The following is a 25,021-nucleotide window of genomic DNA, read 5'->3' as shown; positions in this document are numbered from 1 at the left end:
CGGGGTGACCAATGACGGTCGCCCCGGCAGCAGACAGCGAGGTGAACCGTGGAATCTCCCACCGCATCGACCACCGCCCCTAACACCCACGGGGTCCCCGGCACGTCCAGAGCCCTGCCCGCCGAAGCTTCCGTGGTCATCATCGGCGCCGGCGTCATGGGAGCGGCCATCGCCTACCACCTGGCCGAACGCGGAGCCCGCGACGTCGTCATCGTCGAACGCGACACCCCCGGAGCCGGATCGACGTCGAAGGCCGCCGGAGGTGTGCGCTGCCAATTCTCCGACGAGGTCAACATCGCCCTGGCCGCCCGCGGGCTCGACGTACTGCGGAACTTCGAGACCGATTTCGGCGTCGACATCGACCTGGTCAGCAACGGCTACCTGTTCCTCCTCGACAACGATGACGACGTGCGCGCGTTCACCGACAACGTCGCCCTGCAACAGCGGATGGGCTTGGACTCGCGGATGCTCACCATCGCCGAGGTGGCCGAGCTGGCCCCGTTCGTCAACACAGAAGGGCTGATCGCCGGGGCGTTCAACCCCGGCGACGGTCACTGCACCCCCGAGGCCGTCGTCGCAGGCTTCGTCACCGCCGCCCGCGAGCGCGGGGTCACGGTGGTCAAGAACTGCGAGGTCACCGGATTCGACACCGGCGGCGGGACGGATCGCAGAGCCACCTCGGTGATCACGAATCAGGGCGCGATCAGCTGCGAACAGGTCGTCGTCGCGGCGGGAGCCTGGTCCGGCCCCATCGGGGACATGGCCGGGGTCGACCTGCCGGTCAAGCCGCTGCGGCGGGAGATCATGGTCTCCGAACCCGTCGATTTCGACACCTCGCGGATGCCCTTCACGATCGACTTCTCCACCAGCTACTACGTCCACCCCGAAGGCGCCGGGCTGCTGTTCGGCTGCCCCGATGAGGTCGATGACTGGTCCTTCAACGACAAACGCGACCCCAACTGGCTGGCCACCCTGGCCGAGCACATCGACGCCCGCACCCCGGAACTCGGCGATGTCGAAGCGAAACACGGGTGGGCGGGACTGTATGAGATGACGCCCGACCACAATGCGCTCATCGGCGAGGCCGAGGAGAGGCCGGGATTCTTCTACGCCTGCGGATTCTCCGGTCACGGCTTCCTCATGGGCCCGGCCGTCGGAGAGGTCGTCGCCGACCTCATGACCGGCCGCAGCCCCTTCGTCGATGTGACTCCCATGGACAAACGACGCTTCACCACCACCGGACTGCGTAAGGAGCTCAACGTGATCTGAGTCCTCGCACACCCGCCCTCACACCCGACCTCCCCAACAACGACGGAACACCGCCGACCGGCCAAGCGGCCGATCGACACAGCAGATGACGAAAGGACAGCAATGACCGCACTGCCCACCGATCAGACCATCACCGACCTCCTCACCTCAGGGCTGAGCGCCTGCGGAGTGGACGCATCCGTGCTTGAGGGATCGACCGCCTCGGCGAGCCTTCCGGCCCGCTCCCCCATCACGGGACAGGACCTCGGCACGATCGCCGCGGACACCGCGCAGACGGCGGCGAACAAGATCGCCGCGGCCCAGTCTGCGTTCGAGACCTGGCGGGACGTGCCCGCTCCGATCCGCGGGCAACTGGTGCAGCGGTGGGGACAGCTGCTCGGCGAGCACAAGGAGGATCTGGCGAAGATCATCACCGTCGAAGCCGGCAAGACCCCCTCCGAGGCGGCCGGTGAGGTGCAGGAGATGATCGACATCTGTGAGTTCGCACTCGGTCAGTCCCGGCAGCTGTGGGGCAAGACCATGCCCAGCGAACGGCCGGGTCACCGGCTCATGGAGACGTGGCATCCCCTAGGCGTCGTCGGTGTCATCTCCGCGTTCAACTTCCCGGTGGCCGTGTATTCCTGGAACACAGCTCTGGCCTTGGTGGCCGGTGACGCGGTTGTGTGGAAGCCCTCGGAGAACGCCGTGCTCGCAGCCCTCGGGGCACAGTCCCTGCTGGCCAGGGCCGCCGCCGAGGTGGGGGCACCGGAGAACCTCGCGCCCGTCCTCATCGGCGGCCGGGACATCGGCGATGTCATGGTCCGGGATGACCGCGTGGCCCTGGTCTCGGCGACGGGATCGGTGCGGATGGGTCGCGAGGTCGGCCCCGTCGTGGCCGAGCGCTTCGGCAAGATCCTGCTCGAGCTCGGCGGCAACAACGCCGCCATCGTCGCCCCGAGCGCCGATGTCGACCTGGCACTGCGCGGAGTGGTCTTCGCGGCCGCCGGAACGGCCGGTCAGAGGTGCACAACACTGCGACGGCTCATCGTGCACGAGTCCATCGCCGACGAGTTCGTCGCCAAGGTCGTCGCCGCGTACAAGACGCTGAGCATCGGATCGCCGACCGATGACGGAGTGCTCGTGGGACCGCTCATCAATTCGGGTTCGTACGAGGCGATGCAGGCAGCCCTCAAGCAAGCAGAGGCAGAGGGCGGCGAGATCCTCTGCGGAGGCGGCCGGGTGCTCGCCGATGAGCGCCCGAACGCCCACTACGTCGAACCGGCAGTGGTGCGGATGCCCAGTCAGAGCGCCGTGGTCAAGGAGGAGACGTTCGCCCCGATCCTCTACGTCGTCACGTATTCGGATCTCGATGAAGCGCTCGAGATCCACAACGGGGTGCCGCAGGGTCTGTCCTCGGCGATCTTCACTGCCGAACTCGCCGAGTCCGAGAAGTTCCTCTCCCGCTCCGACTGCGGCATCGCCAACGTCAACATCGGCACCTCCGGCGCGGAGATCGGCGGTGCCTTCGGCGGTGAGAAGGAGACCGGCGGCGGACGCGAGTCGGGTTCGGATTCGTGGAAGGCCTATATGCGTCCGGCCACGAACACGATCAACTACTCCGGCGAGCTGCCGCTGGCGCAGGGCGTCGAGTTCCTCTGAGGAACCGTCGCCGACCGCCTGCCTCGTCCAAGGGCTGGCGCAGATATCACCCCGTCCACGAATGGATATCTGCTGCCAACCCTTGACCGAGCGAGTCGGGAGGGAGGCGCCGCGCGACTGTCTGCTTGCCCACAGATCCGGGTGCGGCCGCGACTTCGGCATTGCCGAGGACTAAAATCGAGTCTGGACCAGTGAACGCCGTTGAAACCCCGCACCTCATTGAAGGAGACCCCTGTGATTGAGCTGAAGACGCCCGCCGAGATCGACAAGATGGCGGTGACCGGCCGTTTCGTCGCGAAGACCTTGGCCGAGCTGACCTCGATCGCAGAACCGGGCATGGACATCATGCACCTGGAGAAGACCGCGCGGAAGCTCATTGAGGACGCCGGAGCGAAGTCCTGCTACTGGGACTACGCCCCGTCCTTCGGCTCCGGCCCCTTCCGCAATGTCGTCTGCCTGTCCGTCAATGACGGCGTCCTCCACGGCAAACCGCACAACTACGTGATGAAGGACGGCGATCTGCTCACCCTCGACTTCGCCGTGTCCATCGACGGCTGGGTCGCCGACGCCGCCCGTTCCGTCGTCGTCGGCGACGGCAGCGATGAGGACCAGCGCCTCATCGACACCACCTGGGCCGGCCTCGAAGCCGGCATCGGCGCCGCCCAGGCCGGCAACCGCCTCGGCGATATCTCTAAGGCCATCGGTGACGTCGCCGATGCCCACCGCATCCCCGTCAACCTCGACTTCGGCGGGCACGGGCTCGGCCACACGATGCATGAAGATCCGCATGTGCCCAACCGCGGCAAGGGCGGTCGCGGGCTGGTCCTCAAACCAGGACTGACCCTGGCCATCGAACCGTGGTGGTCGTTCACGTCGAAGAAGCTGTCCGTCGACAAAGACGGCTGGACCCTGCGTCTGGCCGACGGTTCGAATGGTGCCCATTCGGAGAACACGATCGCCATCACCGAGGATGGTCCCCGAGTCCTCACCACGCTCGACTGACCGAGCTGCCGCACTCTGCCGGCAGGGGCGTCCGACGAACTCATCGTCGGACGCCCTTTCTAATGTCTCGCCGCTCCTCAGATCTGCCATGTCAGCGGTCCGTGCCAGAATTGCGGTATGTCTTTCACGTGCTCGGAATGCGGCTATTCGACGGTCAAGTGGTTGGGACGCTGTCCCGAATGCCAGGCCTGGGGCACTCTTGAGGAGAAGGGTGCGAACTCGTCGAAGGTGAAGACGAAGGTCAAGAAATCCAGCGCGGCGAAGCCCATCAGCGAGATCGACTCGACGCTCGCGCAGGCACGGTCGACATTCGTCCCCGAGTTCGACCGGGTGCTCGGCGGGGGCATCGTACCCGGCGCGGTCGTCCTGCTCTCCGGAGAACCCGGTGTCGGCAAGTCGACGCTGCTGCTCGACGTCGCTGCGAAGATCGCGATGTTCGGAGTCAAGGTCCTCTATGTCACCGGTGAGGAATCCGCCGGCCAGGTGCGGCTGCGCGCCGAACGGATCAACGCCCTGGCCGACTCCCTGCTCCTCGCCGCCGAGACCGATCTGGGTTCGGTGCTGGGAATGATCGAGGCCGAACAGCCGGAGCTGCTCGTCGTCGACTCTATCCAAACTTTGGCCTCTTCCGAGGTCGAAGGCATCCCCGGCGGAGTCACCCAGGTCCGCGAAGTCGCCTCCGCCCTCATCCGAGAAGCCAAGGCCCGATCTCTGCCGACAGTGCTCGTCGGCCACATCACGAAGGACGGCACAATCGCCGGCCCTCGCCTCCTCGAGCACCTCGTCGATGTCGTGTGCACCTTCGAAGGTGAGAGGCATTCGCGGCTGCGCATGCTGCGAGCGGTGAAGAATCGCTTCGGCCCCACCGACGATGTGGGCTGCTTCGATATGGAGGAGAACGGGATCAAGAGTCTCGAGGACCCCTCGGGCCTGTTCCTCTCGCGCAGCGGGGCGAACCCGCCCGGCACCTGCCTGACCGTGACGCAGGAGGGCAAGCGTCCGCTCCTCGTCGAAGTCCAATCGCTCATCACCGAATCCGCCGGCGGCCAGTCCCGTCGGTCCGTCTCCGGAGTCGACTCCTCACGTGTGGCGATGATGCTGGCCGTGCTCAGCCAGAACGTCGCGCAGGCGAACCTCGCCAAGAGCGACGTCTTCACCGCTACGGTCGGCGGAGCGAAGCTGTCGGAACCGGCCAGCGATCTGGCGATCTGCATGTCCCTGGCTTCGGCGCTGCTCGGCAAGCCGCTGGCTCGCCACCTCGTTGCGATCGGCGAGGTCAGTCTGTCCGGAGAGATCCGCAACGTCCCCAATCTCGGCCAACGCCTCAACGAAGCCAAACGTCTGGGCATCACCCATGCCGTCGTGGCCAAGGGCGCGATGACCAATGTGGCGACGCCGGAGAAGATGAAAGTCGAGGAGTGCGAACACATCGCCGGGGCGGTCGAACTCATGCTGACGAATGGCGCCCTGCGGGAGCAGAAGTGAGAAAGTTCGGGACTTTCGCACGGTTTTGGCGCATCCTGGTGTCATGACCACGACAGTATTTCCAACGTTCCGGACCACCGATGCGGCAGCGACGATCGAGCTGCTGGTCACGCTCGGATTCACCGAAAGACTGCTCGTACGCAATGAGCAGGATCCTGCGCTCGTCGATCATGCCGAATTCGCACTCGGAAACAACGGCGGGATCATGTTCGGCTCGGTCCGCCACGACGGATCGGCACTCGACGCGGTGGGCGGCAGCTCGATCTACGTCGTCGTCGACACCGAACGCGAAGTCGACCGGCTCTACCAGGAGATCGTCGACCTGGGGCATGCGATCGTGCGACCGGTTGCGACTCAAGACCACGGCGGCCGCGAATTCGACTTCCGCGACCACGATGGCAACTCGTGGGGAGTCGGCTCCTACCGCGGTGCCTGAGGGCTCAGTCCTGCGGTTCCTCTGACTGCGTCTCGCCGGAGTCCTTCTCTCCGGAGTCCTGCTCCGACTTCTTCTCTTCGTCGGCTTTCTTCTTCTCCTCCGCGGCCCTCTTCTCCTCCGCGGCCTTCTTCTCCTTGGCCTTTTCAGCGGCGCTCTTCTCGAGCGTGAACTCAGTCGGTTCGCTCTTCTTGTCATCGAGTTTCACGATGAGCTCATAGTCACCGGGGGCGAAGTCATCGTCTTCGCGGTTGCAGTTCTTGTCGACCTTGATCCGGTTCCACTTGAGCTTCGCGGTCTTCTCCGACTGCGGTGCGAACTCAGTGGACGCCTCTGCATTCTCGTCTTTCGAGGCCGCGCAGTACTTCGACGACCACACGACGTCACCGTCTTTCTCGACGATGAACTCCTGCTTGTCGGTGCCGACCTCGATGAGGCAGGTGGCCGAGTGTCCGTTCTCGATGACCATGCCGAATTCGGGTTCTTTTCCGTCCTTCACGGAATTCGGATCCACCTTCGCCTTCAGCGAGACCTGGTCCTCCGGGCACTTTCCGCTCGCCGCTTTCTTATCAGGCACCGGGGCCGCTGTCGTCGATTCGGCCGGAGTCGTCTCCTCGGCAGCAACCTTATCCGAGCCATCACTGCGGCCGCCGATGGCCGTGACGATGCCGACGATTCCGAGCACCAGGAGCCCCACGACTAGGAGGCTGGCCACAGCGAGCGTGATGCGGCGTCTGCGGTACACGTGAGCAGGCAGCTTCCCGCTAGACTGGCGGGGCTGCCCGGCAGCTCTGCTCGGCTGCGAACCACGATTGGAAGGAGTCATCGCTTTGAGCCTAGGCAATTGCGAATGAGCATCCAAATGACACACCGAGCCGGTTCCGAATCCGATTCCTCCGGGCCTTCTGCCGCCTTTCCCGAGGTGACGGAGCCTGTGCTCAGACGGGTCCAGGACACGATCATCGCCTGGTTCGAAGAAGCCGCCCGCGACCTGCCGTGGAGGGCTCCGAACACGAGCGCCTGGGCGATCCTCGTCAGCGAGATCATGTCTCAGCAGACGCCTGTCGCCCGGGTCGAACCACGGTGGCGTGCCTGGATGGAGATGTGGCCGACCCCGACCGATCTCGCTGCCGCGCCGACCTCCGAGGTCCTCCACGCCTGGGATCGTTTGGGTTATCCGCGCAGGGCCCTGCGGCTGCAGGAAGCCGCCGAAGTCATCGCTGCGAACCTGAACAACCGGGTTCCCGAAACGACCGAAGAACTCGAACGATTGCCGGGCATCGGTTCCTATACCGCCGCTGCGGTCTCGTCCTTCGCCTTCGGCCGAAAGACGACCGTGCTGGACACGAATGTTCGTCGGGTTCTCATCCGTCTCTTCGCAGGAAGAGAACGTCCTACCAGTTCCCCCAGCCGGAAGGAGACTGCGTGGGCGGCCGGCCTCGTGCCCGAGGATGGACATGTTGAGTGGAACGCCGGTGTCATGGAGTTCGGAGCCCTCGTCTGCACGGCTCGCAATCCCGACTGCCCCGCCTGCCCGCTCCAGGACATCTGCACATGGAACCAGTTGGGCCGACCCGCCTCGGCGACGAAGCCGAAGACACAGAAGTGGGCGGGCACGGATCGACAGCTGCGCGGAGCGATCATGGACGTCCTCAAAACCGCCCATGCCGCCGGGGACGACCGGGACGGCGTCAGCCTCGACGTCTTCACCACTCCGATGACTGACTTCGATCCAGCGCTTCTCGACTCATTGGCCGAGTCCACGGCCGCAGCAGTGGCCCGAGTGCGGGAACTCAGCGCCGACCGGGACAGGCTCTCTCGACTCATCTCTGATCTCGTCACCGACGGACTGGCACAGCAGATCGACGGCCGATTGGCACTGCCGAACCGCTGAAGCCCGAGCCGGCGCGCGACAATAGGAACAGCAGAGGTGGGGCGGCCGCCATCGCCCCCACCCGGCCGGTGAGAGGTGTGATCTGAGTCCGTCTCAGAGGTATTTGATCATCCGTGAGTTGCCCAGGGTGTTCGGTTTCACCCGTGCCAGATCGAGGAACTCTGCCACACCCTCATCGGTGGAGTGAAGCAGCTCGACGTAGACCTCGGGTGAGACGGGGATGCCTTTGATCGGCTCGAAGCCGAGCGATCCGAAGAACCCGGTCTCGAAGGTCAGGCAGAACACCCGGTCGACACCGATCTCACGGGCATCGGTGAGGAGCTGTCTGATGATCGCCTTGCCCACCCCCCTGCCCCGATAGTCCGGGGACGTGGCGACCGTGCGGGCCTCGGCGAGGTCAGCCCAGATGATGTGCAGGGCACCGCAACCGGCGAGGATCTCCGACCCGTCGGGCTGCGGGTCGACGACCAACCAGAACTCCTGCAGCGACTCGAAGTACGTCACCGTGTCCTTGGCGAGCAGAATCCGCTCCCCGGCCAGCGGAGCGACCAGTGCCTCGATGCCTTTGACGTCGCCGGTCCTCGCCCGTCGCAGGTACAGGCCTCCGGGCAGTTCGTGCTTGGAATGGTGGTCTTCGGAGATCCGCTCGTGGTCGAAGTCGCCTGCGTGTGAGCTCATACCCACATTCAACACCATCCCCGGCTGCGAATACGAAAGAGTCCGGGGAGCCGGCTGGCTGCCGACTCCCCGGACTCTTACGCGTTATCCGAGAAGGTGAGGAACGATCAGGCCGAGGTCTCCGAGGACCCGCTCGAACCGGACGAACTCAAACCTGCGAGTTCGCTGTCGACATCCTCAGCGGGCTTCAGGCTCTCGGTCTCGATGCCTTCGAAGGTGAACTCAGCGTCCTTTCCTTCACCCTTGACGTCGACCTTCACGGTCTGGCCACGCCCGAGCTCCTTGAACAGGATCTTCTCCGACAGGGTGTCCTCGATCTCGAGCTGGATGGTCCGACGCAGCGGTCGGGCACCCAGGACGGGATCGTAGCCGCGTTCGGCGAGCAGATCCTTCGCCTTGGCGGTGACGTCGACCTTCATGCCCTGATCGGCAAGGCGGACGTCGAGACGCTCGAGGAAGAGATCGACGATCTTGATGATCTCGACCATGCTCAGCTGCGGGAACACGATCGTGTCATCGACGCGGTTGAGGAACTCGGGACGGAAGTGCTGCTTGAGCTCTTCGTTGACCCGCTGCTTCATCCGGTCGTAGTTGGTCTTCGTGTCACCCTCGACCTGGAATCCAAGCTGGAGTCCACTCGAGATATCACGCGTACCGAGGTTGGTAGTCATGATGATGATGGTGTTCTTGAAGTCCACCTCACGGCCCTGCGAGTCGGTCAGGCGACCGTCCTCGAGGATCTGCAGCAGCGAGTTGAAGATGTCCGAGTGGGCCTTCTCCACCTCATCGAAGAGGACGACCGAGAACGGCTTGCGGCGAACCTTCTCCGTGAGCTGACCGCCCTCTTCGTAGCCGACGTATCCCGGAGGCGAACCGAACAGTCGCGAGACCGTGTGCTTCTCGGAGTACTCGGACATGTCGAGGCTGATGAGCGAGTCCTCATCGCCGAAGAGGAACTCGGACAGCGCCTTGGCCAGCTCGGTCTTGCCGACGCCGGTGGGGCCGGCGAAGATGAACGAACCGGAGGGACGCTTCGGATCCTTCAGTCCGGCACGGGTACGACGGATCGCCCGCGAGATCGCCTTGACCGCGTCGTCCTGACCGATGACGCGCTTGTGCAGCTCGTCTTCCATCCGGAGCAGACGCGAGGATTCCTCCTCGGTGAGCTTGAAGATCGGGATGCCCGTGGCAGAGGCGAGCACTTCGGCGATGAGATCGGCATCGACGACCTTCGAGGTGTCGGTGCCGGACTTGCGCCACGCCTCGGTCTGCTCTTCCTTCTCCTTCTGCAGCTTCATCTCGGAGTCACGCTCCGAGGCTGCCAGTTCGAAGTCCTGAGCATCGATGGCGGCTTCCTTGCGGTGGCGGGCCTCGAGGATCTTCTCCTCCAGGTCACGGATCTCCTGGGGAACCGACAGACGCGAGATGCGCAACTTGGCACCGGCTTCGTCGATGAGGTCGATCGCCTTGTCCGGCAGATACCGGTCGTTGATGTAGCGATCGGACATGTTCACCGCGGCTGCCAGGGCCCCGTCGGTGACGGTGACCTTGTGGTGCGCTTCGTACTTGTCCCGAAGACCCTTGAGGATCTCGATCGAATGCGCCAGCGACGGTTCGGGAACCTGGATCGGCTGGAACCGACGCTCGAGGGCTGCATCCTTCTCGATGTGCTTGCGGTACTCGTCCAGAGTGGTCGCACCGATGGTCTGCAGCTCTCCCCGAGCCAGCATGGGCTTGAGGATCGACGCGGCGTCGATCGCACCTTCGGCGGCTCCGGCACCGACGAGGGTGTGGATCTCGTCGATGAAGAGGATGATGTCGCCGCGGGTGCGGATCTCCTTGAGCACCTTCTTCAGGCGCTCTTCGAAGTCACCGCGGTAGCGGGAACCTGCGACCAGCGAACCGAGGTCGAGGGTGTAGAGCTGCTTGTCGGCGAGGATCTCGGGAACATCGCCGTTGACGATGGCCTGTGCGAGTCCTTCGACGACAGCAGTCTTGCCGACACCGGGTTCGCCGATGAGAACGGGGTTGTTCTTCGTACGGCGTGAGAGGATCTGCATCACGCGCTGCATCTGCTCGTGCCGGCCGATGACCGGGTCGAGCTTGGCTTCGCGGGCCGCGGCGGTGAGGTTGGTGCCGAACTGGTCGAGCACGAGCGACCCCGAGGGGGTTCCCTCTTCGCGACCGCCGGCGGACACGGGTTCCTTGCCCTGGTAGCCCGACAGCAGCTTGATGACTTCCTGCCGGACGCGTCCGAGATCCGCGCCGAGCTTGACGAGCACCTGCGCGGCAACGCCTTCGCCCTCACGGATGAGGCCGAGCAGAATGTGCTCGGTGCCGATGTAGCTGTGACCCAGCTGCAGGGCTTCACGGAGGCTGAGCTCGAGGACCTTCTTCGCCCGCGGGGTGAAGGGAATGTGGCCGCTGGGCGCCTGCTGGCCCTGGCCGATGATCTCCTGGACCTGGTCACGCACCTGTTCGAGGGAGATGTCCATGCCCTCGAGAGCCTTCGCTGCCAGACCTTCACCCTCGTGGATGAGGCCGAGCAGAATGTGCTCGGTGCCGATGTAGTTGTGTTTGAGAAGTTTCGCTTCTTCCTGCGCGAGCACCACGACGCGTCGTGCTCGGTCGGTGAACCGCTCGAACATATTCATCCTCCTCGGTCTTCTGATTCTTCTGAGCCTAACCACCACGACCGCGGATCTATTGCAGGTTTCGCCATCAGCCGAAAGGGTTTGGCTGTCGGCGAAATTCTCTAGACTCGAGACCCATACAGCAACGTCAGAGAGGACGCAGACATGCCCACCGATCCCACGATCATCCGGGACCTGGCCCGGGCCCACGGTCTCGACATCATCACCGATTCCATCGTCATCAACGAGCTCGGCCTCGACTTCCAGGTCGCCATCGCCGAGGCGGTCGACGGCGAATCGTGGGTGCTCCGGATACCTCGGCGTCCGGATGTCTCCGCCCGCGCCGCCGTCGAGGGCCGGTTCCTCAAGGCCATCGCACCGCACCTGAGCGTCGCGGTCCCGGATTGGCAGGTCCACTCGGACGATCTCATCGCCTACCCGCTGCTGCCAGGCACTCCCGGGCTGACGGTAGATGACGCCGGAGTGCCGCAGTGGCATTTCGATGTCGAATCCCCCGAGTATGCCGTGTCGCTGGGATCTGTCCTCGCGGAACTTCACACCGTCGACCCGGCCGCCGTTCGGGACACAGGCATTCCGGAGTTCTCCCCCACAGAGATCCGACAGCGCAAGCGCGATGACATCGAGACCGTCGCCGCTGAGTTCGAGGTGGCGCCGAACCTGCTCCGACGGTGGACCGCGTGGCTCGACGATGACAGTTATTGGCCGTCGTTCTCAACCGTGACTCATGGCGAAGTGTACCCGGCGCATCAGCTCATGGACGGACCCGTCAATCTGAGCATCCTCGACTGGACGACTGCTGCAATCGGCGATCCGGCCAGGGATTTCATGTTCCACCACGCCAGCGTCTCGGCCTCAGCGTTCGAGAACGCGAGCGCGCGATACGTGGAAGCCGGCGGTCGGATATGGCCCAGGTTCGCAGAGCACTGCGGCGAGCTCTACTCGACGTCGCCCGTCGAATTGGGTCTGTACGCTCTGCAGACTGGAGACTCGGAGCATATGAGCGCAGCACGAATTCAATTGAACCCGGAGAACTGAACCGACTTCAATAGCCGTCCGGTGAGCAGGGGTCTTGCCTCAGCCGCAGTGCAGGCTCCCTTGATTCGTGTGCAACTTCATCGAATCATTTGGCTGCCCATCAATCGGTATGATCTTCAACTACTCTCCACCTGGCAATTGTCTGTGATGTTTCATCATTGCTGTGTTGCCGCATCGCTGGAAGAGGGCAATTGAAAATGCGAAGGCCGAGCACAAAAAGCCCGAGGGGCCAGCGATTCAATTCGCTGGCCCCTCGGGACTAATCGGAGGTTATCGGCTTTCGAATGAGCCTCTTACTTCTCCGCTGCTTCGTATGCTTCGACGATCTCCAGCGGGATCCGCCCACGATCACCGAGCTGGTATCCGTTGCTCTGAGCCCATTCGCGGATCTTCGCCGTGTCCCGCTTGGGTCCGGACGAACCCGCACGGCGGCCACGACCACCGGTGTTGGCTACACGACGTGCCTTGGCGATGAATGGGGCGAACGTCTCACGGAGCTTTTCGGCATTCTCGGTTGAGAGCTCGAGTTCGTACGTTGCCTGATCGAGGCTGAAGCGAACGGTTTCCGCCGCTTCGCTTCCGTCGAAATCATCCGTGAGAACGAGGCGCATTTCCCTTGCCATGTTCACTCTTTTCGTAATCAGAGGATTTTGTCGATGTCATCTTAACATCCGTTTCAAGATTATCCTCGATTCCGCTAACTTCGATCTCTGAATAGTACTTATCAACCTGTGCGCGTTCATTGCGATCTGCGCGGACGATATTCCGGAATACATACCAGAACAGCAATCCCACACAGATCGACGGGAGCAGCGCTTTGAGGATATCCAACATATTCACATCAGCCCTCCTGAGCCGAATCCTCCTGCGAAGAAGCCAATGGCTTGGTGAATGGGAACAGAATTGTTTCGCGGATTCCCAAACCTGTCAGTGCCATGAGCAGACGGTCGAGCCCCATTCCCATTCCGCCGGTCGGCGGCATTCCGTGCTCCATGGCCATGAGGAAGTCTTCGTCGAGACCCATCGCCTCGTCGTCGCCGCGAGCGGCGTCCGCAGCCTGAGCTTCGAAGCGCTGCCGCTGGATGATCGGGTCGACGAGCTCGGAATAGCCGGTCGCCAGCTCGAAGCCGCGCACGTACAGGTCCCACTTCTCCACGACGCCCTTCTTCGTCCGGTGCTCACGCACCAGCGGTGAGGTGTCGACCGGGAAGTCGGTGACGAAGGTCGGAGCCCACAGCTTGTCCTGATAGAAGTGCTCCCACAGCTCTTCGACGTACTTGCCGTGTGACCTGAAGACGCCGTCTAAGTCGACGTTGTTGTCGGCGGCGATCTTGTCGAGGACGTCCAATCCGGTCTCGGGAGTCACCTCGACGCCGGATTCCTCGGACAGGGAGTCGTACATGCTCACGACCGGCCAGTCTCCGCCGAAGTCGTATTCGGTGCCGTCGTCGAGAGTCACGATGAGAGATCCGGTGGCTTCCTGGGCCGCGTTCTGGATCAGGGTCTTCGTCAGATCGGCGATCGAGTGGTAGTCGCCAAAGGACTGGTAGGCCTCGAGCATCGCGAATTCCGGGGAATGCGTGGAGTCAGCGCCCTCATTGCGGAAGTTCCGGTTGATCTCGAAGACGTTCTCGATTCCGCCCACGACCGCCCGCTTGAGGAACAGCTCCGGGGCGATGCGCAGATACATGTCGATGTCGTAGGCGTTCATATGCGTCTTGAATGGGCGCGCCGAGGCACCGCCGTGCATGGTCTGCAGCATCGGGGTCTCGATCTCGACGAAGTCCTGGTCCGCGAAGGTCTTCCGCAGCGATGACATCACTTTGGCGCGGGTGAGCATCGTCTCCCGGGCCTGCTCGCGGGTGATGAGGTCGAGGTAGCGCTGGCGGACGCGGGTGTCCTCGGCGAGTTCGGTGTGCAGGCCGGGCAGCGGGCGGATGGCCTTCGATGCCATGGTCCACGAGTCCGCGAGGACGGAGAGTTCACCGCGCTTGGACTTGATGACCTTCCCGTGCAGGAACAGGAAGTCGCCGAGGTCGACGTCGGTCTTGAAGTCATCCAGGCGCTCCTGACCGACTTCGCGCAGCGAGAGCATGCCCTGCAGTCGGGTGCCGTCGCCGGCCTGCAGGGTGACGAAGCAGAGTTTTCCGGTGGTGCGGACGAAGACGACGCGGCCGATGACGCCGACGACGTCGTCGGTCTCCTCACCGGCTTCGAGTCCGTCGTGGGCGGCGTGGACCTCGGCGAGGCTGTGCGTGCGGGGCACCGTGACCGGGTAGGCGTCGGATCCGTCATCGAGGAGACGCTGGCGCTTGTCCTTTCGGATCCGGATCTGTTCCGGGTCGAGGTGTTCGGGTGAAAGGTCTGCGTTCTCAGGTGTCTTCGAGTCGGTGTTCGCCATGCTTCAAGGCTACCGTGGACGGGCCGCACGGGGGAATTCGGCGGTCAGTCCAGAGCAGTCAGGATCTGCTGTGCCTGGGCTTCTGTGATCCGTCCCATCGCCAGGGCTTTCGCGGCTGTCGATCGCGCAAGCGCGATGTAGCTGTTGCGCACGGACGGGTTCGACCGGCTGAGGCTGAATTCGCTCAGTGCGGCCAGGTGCGCTTCGATGGTTCCGACGTCTCCGCGGCTGATCGGCCCGGTCAGTGCCTTGGGCCCATTCTGCATGGTGTTGGCGACGCTGGCGTCGACGAGGGCGTGGAGGACGGCCGAGGGATCGGCGACTCCCGCCTCTGAGAGCAGTTCCATGGCTTCGGCGAGGATCGTGATCGAATGGTTCGAGGCGTGGGTGATGGCCGCGTGGTAGAGGGGACGGTCCGCTTCGGCGATGTCGATCGGCTCGGCGCCGAGTTCGACGACGAGGGCCTCCCCCACCGGACGGATCGGTGCCGGCGCTGTGACCGCGATCGTCGCCTGCCGCAGCCGACTCAGGTCGACTTCGGTTCCGGTGAACGTCAGGGACGGATGCAGGGCGATGGGCAGGGCGCCGAGGCGGGTCCCGGCGTCGAGGACGTCCGTTCCGTACCGGCCCGAGCAGTGCACGAGGATCTGCCCGGCGTGGATGCGTCCGAGGTCGGCCAGGCCCGTGACCAACGGCGCGATCTCGTCATCGGGAACGGCGACGAGAACGAGTTCGGCGCGTTCGGTGATCTCGTCCGGGTCGAGGACGGGCACTGCCGGCAGCATCTCCTCGGCGCGTTCGAGGCTCGCCGTCGAGGTGGCGCTGACGCCGATGATCGCGTGCCCCGCCTGCCTCCAGGCGGCTCCGATGCTGGCCCCGACTCGGCCGCAGCCGATGATTCCGATGCCCAGCCGCGGTGCGTCGCCCTGGCTCATCCTTCGCCCTCCTCGAGGAACTGTGTCCGGTCGGTGTGGGGACTCTTCGCCGCCGCGTCGTAGGTCTCGCGGGCGATCCGAGTGCGTTCGGCATGCTCGGTGAAGAAGCGTTTGGCGGCGTCGGCATCCTGATGCTTCACGAGCGGGGTGATGGGTCCGGCGGTCGAATGCACGGCCACAGTGCCCAGGTTCAGCGCTCGCATCAGCGGGCCCTGATAGTAGCGCAGGGACTGGACCCTGACATGGGGCACAAAATCGACTCGTCGGTCGAGGATGCCCAGGCGCAGCACGAGCAGGGAATCGGTGAGCGCATAGGCGCGTCGCTTCCAGACAAGGGGGTCGATGATCCGTGAGGAGCGCGGCTGCGCGTGGAACAGCTCCTCGGCCGCCGCTGCGTCGGGATGTGTGGACTTCCGGTCGTACATGGCCGACCGGACGAGGCCGTCGGCGGAGATGCCTGCGGGCAGCTGCGGGTCGGGCAGGGCGAGACCCACCATGAGCAGTGCCTGGTCGATATCGCCGACGGGCAGGAGCAGATTCTCGTCGTTCTTGCCTCCGTCGCTGGCGATATTGTATTCGGCCCTCCACCAGCCGGCCCAGCGCCACAGCAGCGGCTGATGCAGGCAGACGGCCTGCAGTCGGTCGAGGGGGATGACCTTGCGGGAGGTGGAGAAGAGTCCGTGTCTGACGGCCAGCCCGTCTTCGCTGATGCGGACGACGAAATTGGCATTGTCGAGGTTCTTCTTGAATGCGGTGAATGCGGCGAAGATGCCGGGCAGTCCACCGATGAGGATCGGGAGGAAGGCCTCTTCGATCCCGACGACGAGGAAGACGACGGCAATGGCGATGAGGGCGACGATCACGCCGACGGAGATCAGCGTTCCGGTGTTGAGCAGGGAGGACACGATGACACGGTGGGCGGGCACACGGATGATCTCGCCCTCCTCACCGACATCGGCCGAGAGGTTGTACGGGGCCAGCAGATCGTTGAGGCTGCCTTCCGCTTCGTGGGAGACGTCGTCGGCGAGGGCGCCCAGCCGTTTGCTCAGCCGGACTCCGATGCTGTCGGCGCTGCGTTCGGGCACGGAGAGATCGATACCCCGCTGTTCTCCGCTGGAGTCGTGGGCTGGGCCGCCGTGGTCACCGGCCGTGACGCGAGCCTGACCTGCCGCATCCGCACCGGTTTCAGCTTCACCGGCTGCTCCTGTTTCGGGCTCGGGCCCACCGTGCTCGACTGTGGTTCCGCTCGGTGCCGTGGCGGCCGCAGTGGAAGCGTTCTTCTTCGCCTTCACCGCGGCGAGAAGCTCATCGCGAAGCTCTTCGGCACGCTTCTTCGACAAATATTTCAGGGAGATGTTCGAGTCGGTGCCGCCGGCGACGTCGAAGACGAGTTCGCCCATTCCGAGCATGCGCGGCAGCAGCTTCTGCTGCAGGTCGATCGACTGGACGCGGTCCAGACGGGCCTTGCGCAGCTTCTTCGACAGCAGTCCGCGCCGATAGTAGATCGCTTCGGCGTCGACCCGATATCCCATGACTCGCCATGCCAACCAGCTGAAGAAGGCTGTGAGAACGAGGATCAGGATGATTCCGCCGACGACGGCGAGGATCACCAGCGGGTGGGCGCCCAGCCATTCGGCGAAGGTGAGGTTGACGGAGCGGCCGGAAGCCAGGTCTTCGACGGCGCTCTGGAAGAAGTTCTGCAGACCGTAGACCGCGGCGATGAAGATGCCGACGAGGACGCCGAGGCTCTCGAGAATCGGCGTCAGCGGATGGACACGGTGCCAGACCTCCGGTGCGGCCGCCTCGGCGGGAGCGTTCGGGGTGTCGGGCGAGGATTCGTCGCTCATGGTCACAGTCCGGCGAGATTGGCCTGGCCGAGTCCGGCGAGGCTGTCGCGCAGGCGATCGGCTTCGGCGCGGGGCAGTCCGGGGATCGTCGCGTCGGTGGCGGCGGAGGCGGTGTGGAGTTTGACGGTCGCCAAGCCGAACATGCGGTCGATGGGGCCGGCGTCGACGTCGACGAACTGAAGTCGGCCGTAGGGCACGACGGTGGCGCGGTGGAACATGATGCCGCGGCGGACGAGCAGGTCGTCTTCGCGTTCGGCATAGCCGATGGCACGCGCCTGCCGAAGGATGATGATCGTCGAGATGATGCCGTAGACGGCGACGGCGATCCAGGCCAGGTGCAGCCAGGGCATCTCGGAGGTGAAGATGATCGCGACGACCAGACCGGCGATGAGCAGCGGAACGAGCAGAGTCATTGAGGCGAGGACCTCTTTCAGCCCGTACTTCGGGCTCACCCGATTGAAGGGCACATCGGCTCCGATGGAGAAGAAGCGGTCGCGGTTCATGCTGTTTCGGCTCCCGGCGGGTCTTGGGGTGGGATCTCGCAGAATCCCTCGACGATCATGCCGACGATCATGAGCACGGCGGCAGAGATCATTGCGACAAGCATACCTGCGGCCAGGTCGTTGCGGATCCCCGGGGCCGACAGGAAATAGTACCCGGCGTTGCCGAGATACCAGCCGGAGAGTCCGGCCCCGGTCAGGGCGCTGGCCTTGGCCATGATCGCCACTCTCGCCGCTTGGATCGGGTCGATCTCCTTCGTCCGGTCCCCGTCGTTCCATTTCTTGATGGGCCAGCCGAGCATGAACAGGATGGCGGAGAGGACGAGCATGCCGATGACGGCGAACCAGGGCAGGCCCGGCAGTGAGAACCCTTGGCTTTCGAGCACCACGTCGACCACGATCGCGAGCACCGTGCCGATGACGGCCCACACGGCGAGGGTGGACGAGGAGGTTCTCTGCATGCTTCCCAGTCTCTCAGATCGCGGACGGTTATCCAGAGGTGATCCGGGAGATGTCCTGGTCGTCGAGTTCGGCCAGAACCGCGCTGAGGGGGCGCCGTCCCTGAGGGGTGTCGATGAGTGTGTCTCCGACGAGCTCGGCCCAGGGGGCGAGCACGAAGGCGCGTTCATGGGCGCGTGGGTGCGGCAGCGTCAGCCGCGGGGTCCGGCGGTGCTGCTCGGCGTCCTCGCCGCCGAAGCGGATGAGGTCGATGTCGAGGGTGCGCGGTCCCCACCTGAGTTCGCGCGTGCGCCCGCAGGCGACTTCGATTCCCTGTGCCACCGACAGCAGCTCGAGTGCCGACAGCGTCGTGGTCACGAGCACTCCGAGGTTGAGGAAGTCGTCCTGGTCGACTCCGCCCCAGGGCGCGGTGCGGAAGAGTGAGGAACGGCCGGTGACGGTGATGTCCGGATGCCGGTCGAGGGCGGCCACCGCCTGGTCGAGGGTGTCCGCGGCATCGCCGAGGTTCGCCCCGAGGCTGAGATACGCTTCGGTCTCCCCCGCGTCTGCGCCGGCAGCGCGGTGGCGTTCGACGCGGATGCGCACATCATCGAAGGTCCGCTGGATCGGAGCGGATGGTTTGTGGACGACGACTTCGACGTGTTCACACAGGCTCAGGCAGTGGTCGGCGATGCGGTCGGCCAGCGTCTCGATGAGGTCGAAGGTGTTGTTCTCGACGATTCCGGCGACGTCTTCGGCGAGTTCGCCGTAGTGGATCGTCTCGGCGAGGTCGTCGGTGGCTGCCGCGCGTTCGATCGAGGTGTGCAGGGTGACGTCGATGACGAAATCCTGGCCTTCGCGTTTCTCGAAGTCGAACACGCCGTGATTGCCGCGCACTGTCAGCCCGCGCAGTTCGATGCGGTCGGGGGTCGCCTCGGCGCCGGTCATCGTCCGTTGCCCTCCGTATCGAGGTTCGCGGTAGGGTTCGCTGCTGCGGAGTGTTCCCGGACCGCGGCGATGACCTTGCACGCGACCGCCGAGGTGGCCGGATCGTGGACGCGGACCGCCCAGGCGCCGGCCTGCGCGGAGATCGCGGAGATCGTGGCCGTGGCCTGATCCTTCGCCGCCTGTTCGGCCCGCTTCGGGTCGTCGGGGCTGAGCAGGGAGGCGATGAAGCGCTTCCGGCTGGCGGCGACGAGGAGTCGGTGGTCGAGGGCGGCGAATTCGTCGAGGGAGGCCAGCAGCTGCCAATTGTGTTCGGCGTTCTTCGAGAACCCGAGGCCGGGATCGACGATGATGTTCGCAGGTTTCACGCCGACGTCGATGGCTTCGTCGATGCGGGTGCGCAGTTCGGCGATCACCTCGGCGACGACATCGTCGTAGTGGAAGGTCGCCGAGGCCTGATCGAGGTAGCCGCGCCAGTGCATGAGCACGATGGGGGCTCCGGACTCGGCGGCGACGCTGAGCATGGTCGGATCCGACTGTCCGGCGGAGACGTCGTTGATGATATGAGCCCCGGCTGCCAGGGAATCTGCGGCGACACGGGCACGCATCGTATCAACGCTGATGACTGCTCCGGCAGCAGCGAGCTCACGCACGACCGGCACGACTCGGCGCAGCTCTTCGGCTTCGTCGACGCGGGCCGATCCCGGACGCGTCGATTCGCCTCCGACGTCGATGATGTCGGCACCGGCGGCCACGAGTTCGAGGCCGTGGGCGACGGCCCTGTCGTGGTCGAACCACAGTCCGCCGTCGGAGAAGGAGTCGGGGGTGACATTGAGGACGCCCATGATCTGCGTCGTCTTCACTGCTGAGAGATCCATCGCTGTGTGATCCGTGTTCTGGCCTCAGCGGCCGAGGATGAGACTCATCGCTTCTGCGCGGGAGGCGCTTTCGCGCAGCTGCCCACGCACGGCCGAGGTGATCGTCGAAGCTCCGGGCTTGCGGACTCCGCGCATGGTCATGCACAGGTGTTCGGCTTCGACGACGACGATGACGCCCTGCGGTTCCAGGTGGTCGACGAGCGCATCGGCGATCTGCGAGGTCAGGCGTTCCTGCACCTGGGGGCGACGAGCATAGATCTCGACGAGGCGGGCCAGCTTCGACAGACCCGTGACCTTGCCGTTCTTGCTCGGGATGTAGCCGATGTGGGCGACTCCGTGGAAGGGCACGAGGTGGTGTTCGCAGGTGGAGTACAGGTCGATGTCGCGGACGAGGACGAGTTCCTCGTGGCTGATGTCGAAGGTCACGCCGAGGACTTCGGCCGGGTCGCGGTGGAGACCGGCGAAGATCTCCTCATAGGCGCGGGCCACTCGGCCCGGGGTCTCCAGCAGCCCTTCCCGGTCGGGGTCTTCGCCGACGGCGATGAGGATCTCACGCACGGCAGCGGCGATGCGCTCCTGGTCGACCTTGTTCTCCTGCCCCGAGGGTGCGGGGCCGAGGCCGGCGGAGACCTCTTCGATATCGGCCATCAGTCGTTGTTCCCTCTGTCTTCGTTCGTCTCATTCGTCGCCGGTCCCCCGGTTCCGGGACCGCCTGTGCCGGATCCTCCGGCCGGGCCGGTCGGTCCGCCCGTCGGGCCGGTGGGGCCGTTCGGGTTCTCGGGTCCCGGCGGGTTGTGCGGGACATGGGGTCCGCTGACACCGGTGGGTCCGGCTCCGGGGATGTCGGTGGTGTCGACCTCGGCTCCGGTCGAGCCTTCACCGTCGCTGCGTTCGCTCAGCGGTGCGGGAGGTGCGATAGGACCGCGTTCGGAGACGGGTCGATCGTCGTGGGCCAGCCACACGTCGCGGGTGGCGCGTTTGACGACAGGGGCGAAGATCTCTTCGAGGGCGGCCTGGTCCAGCGTTTCGCGTTCGAGCAGCTGGTAGGCGAGGTTGTCGAGCACATCGCGGTTGTGCGTCAGCGCCCAGTAGGCGTCGGCGTGTGCGGAGTCGATGAGACCGCGGACCTCGCGATCGATCGAGGACAGGGTCGAATCCCCGTATTCGTCGCCGCCGCCGTAGCCGCGTCCGGCGAAGGGTTCGGATTGGTCGTCACCGATCTTGACCATGCCCAGCTTGTCGCTCATTCCGTACTGGGTGACCATCTTGCGGGCGATGTTCGTCGCCTTCTCGATGTCGTTGCTGGCGCCGGTGGTCGGGTCGTGGAAGACGATCTCCTCGGCCACGCGCCCGCCCATGGCATAGGCGAGCTGGTCGAGCAGCTCATTGCGAGTCGTCGAGTACTTGTCTTCGCTCGGCAGCACCATCGTGTAGCCCAGTGCCCGTCCGCGCGGGAGGATCGTGACCTTGGTGACGGGGTCGGTCTGGTTCATGGCCGCGGCGACGAGGGCGTGTCCGCCCTCGTGGTAGGCGGTGACGAGGCGTTCCTTGTCGTTCATCAGTCGGGTCCGCTTCTGCGGGCCGGCGATGACGCGGTCGATGGCCTCATCCAGAATTCGATTGTCGATGACCTTCGCGTTCTCTCGCGCGGTGAGCAGGGCCGCCTCGTTGAGGACATTGGCCAGGTCCGCACCGGAGAATCCGGGGGTCCGCTTCGCGACCTGCCCGAGGTCGACCTCGTCGGCCAGCGGCTTGTCGGCGGCATGGACCTCGAGGATGTGCTTGCGGCCCTTCATATCCGGGGCTTCGACGGGGATCTGCCGGTCGAAGCGGCCGGGACGCAGCAGCGCCGGGTCAAGGACATCGGGACGGTTGGTCGCGGCGATGAGGATGACGTTGGTCTTGACGTCGAATCCGTCCATTTCGACGAGCAGCTGATTGAGCGTCTGCTCGCGCTCATCATGCCCGCCGCCCATACCGGCACCACGCTGACGGCCGACGGCGTCGATCTCGTCGATGAAGATGATGCAGGGGGCGTTCGACTTCGCCTGCTCGAAGAGGTCACGGACCCGGGAGGCACCGACGCCGACGTACATCTCGACGAAGTCGGAACCGGAGATCGAGTAGAACGGGACTCCGGCCTCACCGGCGACGGCCTTGGCCAGCAGGGTCTTACCCGTACCGGGCTGACCGTAGAGGAGCACGCCCTTGGGGATCTTCGCTCCCACGGCCTTGAACTTCTCCGGTTCGGCGAGGAACTCCTTGATCTCTTCGAGCTCCTCGAGGGCCTCGTCGACTCCGGCGACGTCGGTGAAGGTGACGTCCGGGTTCTCCTTGTTGACCAGCTTCGCCTTCGACTTGCCGAAGTTCATCATCTTCCCGCCCGACATCTGCGAGATGAGGAACCAGAAGACGACGAAGATGATGACGAACGGGATGAGCGTGCCCAGCAGCGACATCAGCCAGCTCTGCTTGGGAACCTCGTCGGTGAAGCCCTTGTCCGGGCCGGCGGAGTCGACAGCCTTGACGACCTGCTCGCCGCGCTGTTCGACGTAGAAGAACTGGACCTTCTTGCCGAAGTCCTTGTCGCCGACTGTGAAGTCGTCCTTGAGAGTGAGGTCGACGCGCTGGTCCTTGTCGACGATCTTGGCCTGTTCGACCTTGTCGTCTCCCAGCAGCTGCAGACCCTGTTCGGTGTCGATCTGGCTGAACCCGGACTGGCTGAACAGCAGCGCACCGATCGATACGACGAGCAGTGCCAGGACGATCCAGACCAATGGGCCCTTCGTCGCCTTGTTCAGCAGGGGGCGACGTTTGTTCGACTCGGCCATAAGTCCTCTCAGGAAAAAGATGTGGGCAACCGTTTCAGGCTACCGAGGCTGCCTGGGAACATCCCCCACAGCCTAGTACTTCGCACCCTTATAGCCCGAATGCGTGCCGAATCTATTCCGTCACAGACCCCGGAGGCGGCCCGGGTTCGCCGCGGGCGTAAAAAGCGGTGCAGTCGGTTCAGCTGTAGACGTGCTGAGCCAGGGTCGCGACGAACGGCACATTGCGGTACTTCTCCGCGTAGTCGAGGCCGTAGCCGATGACGAATTCGTTGGGCACATCGAATCCGACGTACCTGACGTCGATGTCGACCTTGACGGCTTCGGGTTTGCGCAGCATGGTGCAGATCTCGACAGTGCTGGCCCCGCGGGTGCGCAGGTTCTGGACCAGCCAGGACAGGGTGAGGCCGGAGTCGATGATGTCTTCGACGATGAGGACGTGACGATCGGTGAGGTCGGTGTCGAGGTCCTTGAGGATCCGCACGACGCCGGAGGACTTGGTGCCCGACCCGTAGGAGGACACGGCCATCCAGTCCATCGTCACCGGAGAATGCAGGGCACGGGCGAGGTCGGCCATGACCATCACGGCCCCTTTGAGGACGCCGACGAGGAGGATGTCCTTGTCTTTGTAGTCTTCATCGATGGCTGCGGCCAGTTCAACGAGTCGTGCGGCTATCTGCTCTTCCGAGACGAGTACTTTTTCGATGTCATTGCCGAGATCGTTGATGTCCACGAGTGTCGATTCTCCTCAGATGCGGGTCCTGGAGATTCCATTATGGGTCACTTTGCCTCACCGGTGCCAGTGGGCCCGGATGTCGGTGCCAGTTCGTCGTCGACGGCCCCCGGACCGGCCGACAGCCAGCCGGTGATCGCCATCAGCGCGGAGATGATGACCATGAACCACAGCGGCACCTGCCAGCCTCCGCTGACGCCGAGCAGTCCGCCCACGGCCAGCGGGCACAGTGCGGCGAGCACATAGCCCGACGACTGGACGAATGCCGAGGTCGAGGCCGTGACCGAGACCTCGCGGGTGCGTGAGGTGATGAGCGCCAGTGCGGCGGGGAAGGCGAATCCGCCGTAGCCGAGCAGAGCCGCCCACAGCCACGGGACGCTGAGCGGGCTGAGCAGCAGTCCGGTATAGCCGGCGACGGCGCTGACGCCGAAGGAGACGAGGAAGGCCCGTGGGGCGATGGACCGGACGATGATCTGCGGGGCGAGGAATCCGCCGGGCAGACCGCCGAAGGTGACGATCGTGAGCATGATCCCGGCGAGGAAGGGGTCGAGTCCGGCATCGCGGTAGATCTGTGGCAGCCACCCGAACTGCAGGTAGGCGTTGGCCGATTGGAGACCGAAGAACATCGCCATGTACCGCGCCTTGGGTGAGGTGAAGACCGGTCGCCGAGGCGGCGCCTCCTCCTGCTGCCCACCGGGATCCGCGGCCTGTCCGGTCAGGACGGGCACGGACTTCAGCGTCCGCAGCACCGTCCAGGTGACGAGTGCGGAGAAGGGCACGACCATCCAGAAGCCGAGGCCGACGCGCCACCCGCCGAACTGTTCGGCCAGGGGCGCGGTCAGCAGCGAAGGCAGCATCGATCCGAGGCCGAGCGAGACGGTGAACGTCGTCGCTCCCAGGGTGGGCCGGTGCGGGAAGCGGGACTTGACGTAGACGGGCAGGATGACATTGCCGATCGACATTCCGGCCAGGGCGAGGACCGTGAGCAGAGCGAAAGCCACCCATTCGGTGACGATCGCGCGCAGACCGACGCCTGCGACAATGAGAGCCGCACTCATGGCCAGAGCGGAGAACAGACCGAGTCGTTTGAGCAGGGGCACGGCGATGATGCCGCAGACGGCGAACACGAGTCCCGGCAGAGCCGTGAGCAGACCGGTCTGCCATTCGGCCAGGGAGAATCCGTCGGTGACCTCGGAGAGCACGGGGCCCAGCGAGGAGGCGGCCGGCCGCAGTGAGGCGGCGATGAGGACGAGGCAGGCCAGGGCCAGACCGTCGAGGCCGCGGGAGCGTCGGAAGCCCTGCTGGGGCGAAGTCGTCATGGCCTCATCCTTTCAGACAGCTGTTGTCGCCGGACACGCGGGCCGCGGTCCCACGGAGGCGCGCTGTCGGACACAATCTCCGATGGTATACCGTTTGACGGTCGTAGGC

The 25,021-nt window shown here is 64.7% G+C and carries 23 protein-coding genes; 7 read left to right on the top strand and 16 right to left on the bottom strand.

What is annotated here, in order from left to right:
* Positions 1-48: 48 nt before the first annotated feature.
* The 5 genes from QYM46_RS05410 (at position 49) to QYM46_RS05390 (ending at position 5,830) form a co-directional block, all read left to right on the top strand.
* The gene (locus QYM46_RS05410) at positions 49-1,269 is read left to right on the top strand and encodes an NAD(P)/FAD-dependent oxidoreductase (protein ID WP_248279122.1); all 1,221 of its coding nucleotides are present in this window, start codon (positions 49-51) and stop codon (positions 1,267-1,269) included.
* 102 nt (positions 1,270-1,371) lie between these two features.
* A complete protein-coding gene (gene amaB, locus QYM46_RS05405; protein WP_169251637.1) occupies positions 1,372-2,907 on the top strand; it encodes an L-piperidine-6-carboxylate dehydrogenase in 1,536 nt (511 codons plus the stop codon).
* Positions 2,908-3,141: 234 nt separating this feature from the next.
* Positions 3,142-3,909: a type I methionyl aminopeptidase gene (gene map, locus QYM46_RS05400; RefSeq protein ID WP_169251636.1), complete on the top strand. Its 768-nt coding sequence runs from the start codon at positions 3,142-3,144 to the stop codon at positions 3,907-3,909.
* Positions 3,910-4,026: 117 nt separating this feature from the next.
* Positions 4,027-5,394 (top strand): DNA repair protein RadA, encoded by a 1,368-nt coding sequence (radA, locus tag QYM46_RS05395; protein WP_169251635.1) that lies wholly within the window; start codon positions 4,027-4,029, stop codon positions 5,392-5,394.
* A gap of 43 nt (positions 5,395-5,437) precedes the next feature.
* Complete coding sequence (locus QYM46_RS05390) at positions 5,438-5,830, top strand: VOC family protein (protein ID WP_432791152.1); 393 nt, start codon at positions 5,438-5,440, stop codon at positions 5,828-5,830.
* A gap of 4 nt (positions 5,831-5,834) precedes the next feature.
* Here the strand turns inward: QYM46_RS05390 and QYM46_RS05385 are convergent, their stop codons facing one another.
* Positions 5,835-6,572: a hypothetical protein gene (locus QYM46_RS05385; protein ID WP_169251633.1), complete on the bottom strand. Its 738-nt coding sequence runs from the start codon at positions 6,570-6,572 to the stop codon at positions 5,835-5,837.
* Positions 6,573-6,689: 117 nt separating this feature from the next.
* Here QYM46_RS05385 and QYM46_RS05380 point away from each other — a divergent pair, with 117 nt between their 5' ends.
* Entirely contained in the window at positions 6,690-7,721 is a 1,032-nt protein-coding gene (locus QYM46_RS05380; RefSeq protein ID WP_432791150.1) for an A/G-specific adenine glycosylase, read from the top strand.
* 93 nt (positions 7,722-7,814) lie between these two features.
* Here QYM46_RS05380 and QYM46_RS05375 read toward each other — a convergent pair whose 3' ends face one another.
* Together QYM46_RS05375 and QYM46_RS05370 are read right to left on the bottom strand one after the other, a co-directional pair.
* Positions 7,815-8,399, bottom strand: a complete 585-nt coding sequence (locus QYM46_RS05375) for an amino-acid N-acetyltransferase (protein WP_101555858.1) — start codon at positions 8,397-8,399, stop codon at positions 7,815-7,817.
* 107 nt (positions 8,400-8,506) lie between these two features.
* Positions 8,507-11,047: an ATP-dependent Clp protease ATP-binding subunit gene (locus tag QYM46_RS05370; protein ID WP_169251631.1), complete on the bottom strand. Its 2,541-nt coding sequence runs from the start codon at positions 11,045-11,047 to the stop codon at positions 8,507-8,509.
* 150 nt (positions 11,048-11,197) lie between these two features.
* Between QYM46_RS05370 and QYM46_RS05365 the strand changes: the two genes are divergently transcribed.
* Positions 11,198-12,088 carry a macrolide 2'-phosphotransferase gene (locus tag QYM46_RS05365; RefSeq protein ID WP_432791149.1) on the top strand — a complete coding sequence of 297 codons (891 nt, stop codon included), beginning with the start codon at positions 11,198-11,200 and terminating at the stop codon, positions 12,086-12,088.
* Positions 12,089-12,381: 293 nt separating this feature from the next.
* Here QYM46_RS05365 and QYM46_RS05360 read toward each other — a convergent pair whose 3' ends face one another.
* From QYM46_RS05360 to QYM46_RS05300, 13 genes are all read right to left on the bottom strand, one after another.
* Positions 12,382-12,711, bottom strand: coding sequence for a histone-like nucleoid-structuring protein Lsr2 (locus QYM46_RS05360; RefSeq protein WP_025778016.1), 330 nt, complete (start codon positions 12,709-12,711; stop codon positions 12,382-12,384).
* On the bottom strand, positions 12,677-12,928 hold the full coding sequence (locus QYM46_RS05355; protein WP_169250772.1) for a hypothetical protein: 252 nt from the start codon (positions 12,926-12,928) through the stop codon (positions 12,677-12,679). The genes QYM46_RS05360 and QYM46_RS05355 overlap by 35 nt, the downstream gene beginning before the upstream one ends.
* A gap of 1 nt (position 12,929) precedes the next feature.
* The gene (lysS, locus tag QYM46_RS05350) at positions 12,930-14,489 is read right to left on the bottom strand and encodes a lysine--tRNA ligase (protein WP_432791148.1); all 1,560 of its coding nucleotides are present in this window, start codon (positions 14,487-14,489) and stop codon (positions 12,930-12,932) included.
* Between the two features lie 44 nt (positions 14,490-14,533).
* Complete coding sequence (locus QYM46_RS05345; protein WP_432791147.1) at positions 14,534-15,424, bottom strand: Rossmann-like and DUF2520 domain-containing protein; 891 nt, start codon at positions 15,422-15,424, stop codon at positions 14,534-14,536.
* Entirely contained in the window at positions 15,421-17,271 is a 1,851-nt protein-coding gene (locus QYM46_RS05340; RefSeq protein ID WP_432791146.1) for a PH domain-containing protein, read from the bottom strand. Before QYM46_RS05340 ends, QYM46_RS05345 begins: the two co-directional genes overlap by 4 nt.
* 2 nt (positions 17,272-17,273) lie before the next feature.
* Complete coding sequence (locus QYM46_RS05335; RefSeq protein ID WP_169251626.1) at positions 17,274-17,774, bottom strand: PH domain-containing protein; 501 nt, start codon at positions 17,772-17,774, stop codon at positions 17,274-17,276.
* Positions 17,771-18,232 carry a DUF3180 domain-containing protein gene (locus tag QYM46_RS05330; protein WP_169251625.1) on the bottom strand — a complete coding sequence of 154 codons (462 nt, stop codon included), beginning with the start codon at positions 18,230-18,232 and terminating at the stop codon, positions 17,771-17,773. The genes QYM46_RS05335 and QYM46_RS05330 overlap by 4 nt, the downstream gene beginning before the upstream one ends.
* A gap of 28 nt (positions 18,233-18,260) precedes the next feature.
* Positions 18,261-19,157: a 2-amino-4-hydroxy-6-hydroxymethyldihydropteridine diphosphokinase gene (gene folK / locus QYM46_RS05325; RefSeq protein WP_432791145.1), complete on the bottom strand. Its 897-nt coding sequence runs from the start codon at positions 19,155-19,157 to the stop codon at positions 18,261-18,263.
* On the bottom strand, positions 19,154-20,032 hold the full coding sequence (gene folP / locus QYM46_RS05320) for a dihydropteroate synthase (protein WP_432791144.1): 879 nt from the start codon (positions 20,030-20,032) through the stop codon (positions 19,154-19,156). Before folP ends, folK begins: the two co-directional genes overlap by 4 nt.
* 24 nt (positions 20,033-20,056) lie before the next feature.
* Complete coding sequence (gene folE, locus QYM46_RS05315) at positions 20,057-20,680, bottom strand: GTP cyclohydrolase I FolE (RefSeq protein ID WP_025778024.1); 624 nt, start codon at positions 20,678-20,680, stop codon at positions 20,057-20,059.
* Positions 20,680-22,863, bottom strand: a complete 2,184-nt coding sequence (gene ftsH, locus QYM46_RS05310) for an ATP-dependent zinc metalloprotease FtsH (RefSeq protein ID WP_169251623.1) — start codon at positions 22,861-22,863, stop codon at positions 20,680-20,682. The genes folE and ftsH overlap by 1 nt, the downstream gene beginning before the upstream one ends.
* 178 nt (positions 22,864-23,041) lie before the next feature.
* Entirely contained in the window at positions 23,042-23,593 is a 552-nt protein-coding gene (hpt, locus tag QYM46_RS05305; RefSeq protein ID WP_169251622.1) for a hypoxanthine phosphoribosyltransferase, read from the bottom strand.
* A gap of 47 nt (positions 23,594-23,640) precedes the next feature.
* On the bottom strand, positions 23,641-24,912 hold the full coding sequence (locus QYM46_RS05300; protein WP_169251621.1) for an MFS transporter: 1,272 nt from the start codon (positions 24,910-24,912) through the stop codon (positions 23,641-23,643).
* Between the last annotated feature and the right edge of the window lie 109 nt (positions 24,913-25,021).

The sequence above is a fragment of the Brevibacterium sp. K11IcPPYGO002 genome (genome assembly GCF_050920635.1).
In the GTDB taxonomy this organism is placed as follows: domain Bacteria; phylum Actinomycetota; class Actinomycetes; order Actinomycetales; family Brevibacteriaceae; genus Brevibacterium.
This window is presented reverse-complemented; position numbering and strand designations above follow the sequence as displayed.

Bases quoted from the DNA above. Each gene is read 5' to 3' on its own strand.
- QYM46_RS05370 (WP_169251631.1), bottom strand. From the start codon at position 11,047: ATGTTCGAGCGGTTCACCGACCGAGCACGACGCGTCGTGGTGCTCGCG.
- QYM46_RS05375 (WP_101555858.1), bottom strand. From the start codon at position 8,399: ATGAGCTCACACGCAGGCGACTTCGACCACGAGCGGATCTCCGAAGAC.
- QYM46_RS05380 (WP_432791150.1), top strand. From the start codon at position 6,690: ATGACACACCGAGCCGGTTCCGAATCCGATTCCTCCGGGCCTTCTGCC.
- amaB (WP_169251637.1), top strand. From the start codon at position 1,372: ATGACCGCACTGCCCACCGATCAGACCATCACCGACCTCCTCACCTCA.
- QYM46_RS05360 (WP_025778016.1), bottom strand. From the start codon at position 12,711: ATGGCAAGGGAAATGCGCCTCGTTCTCACGGATGATTTCGACGGAAGC.
- radA (WP_169251635.1), top strand. From the start codon at position 4,027: ATGTCTTTCACGTGCTCGGAATGCGGCTATTCGACGGTCAAGTGGTTG.
- folK (WP_432791145.1), bottom strand. From the start codon at position 19,157: ATGACCGGCGCCGAGGCGACCCCCGACCGCATCGAACTGCGCGGGCTG.
- QYM46_RS05390 (WP_432791152.1), top strand. From the start codon at position 5,438: ATGACCACGACAGTATTTCCAACGTTCCGGACCACCGATGCGGCAGCG.
- QYM46_RS05300 (WP_169251621.1), bottom strand. From the start codon at position 24,912: ATGACGACTTCGCCCCAGCAGGGCTTCCGACGCTCCCGCGGCCTCGAC.
- QYM46_RS05345 (WP_432791147.1), bottom strand. From the start codon at position 15,424: ATGAGCCAGGGCGACGCACCGCGGCTGGGCATCGGAATCATCGGCTGC.
- folP (WP_432791144.1), bottom strand. From the start codon at position 20,032: ATGGATCTCTCAGCAGTGAAGACGACGCAGATCATGGGCGTCCTCAAT.
- QYM46_RS05365 (WP_432791149.1), top strand. From the start codon at position 11,198: ATGCCCACCGATCCCACGATCATCCGGGACCTGGCCCGGGCCCACGGT.
- lysS (WP_432791148.1), bottom strand. From the start codon at position 14,489: ATGGCGAACACCGACTCGAAGACACCTGAGAACGCAGACCTTTCACCC.
- QYM46_RS05340 (WP_432791146.1), bottom strand. From the start codon at position 17,271: ATGAGCGACGAATCCTCGCCCGACACCCCGAACGCTCCCGCCGAGGCG.
- folE (WP_025778024.1), bottom strand. From the start codon at position 20,680: ATGGCCGATATCGAAGAGGTCTCCGCCGGCCTCGGCCCCGCACCCTCG.
- QYM46_RS05330 (WP_169251625.1), bottom strand. From the start codon at position 18,232: ATGCAGAGAACCTCCTCGTCCACCCTCGCCGTGTGGGCCGTCATCGGC.
- ftsH (WP_169251623.1), bottom strand. From the start codon at position 22,863: ATGGCCGAGTCGAACAAACGTCGCCCCCTGCTGAACAAGGCGACGAAG.
- QYM46_RS05335 (WP_169251626.1), bottom strand. From the start codon at position 17,774: ATGAACCGCGACCGCTTCTTCTCCATCGGAGCCGATGTGCCCTTCAAT.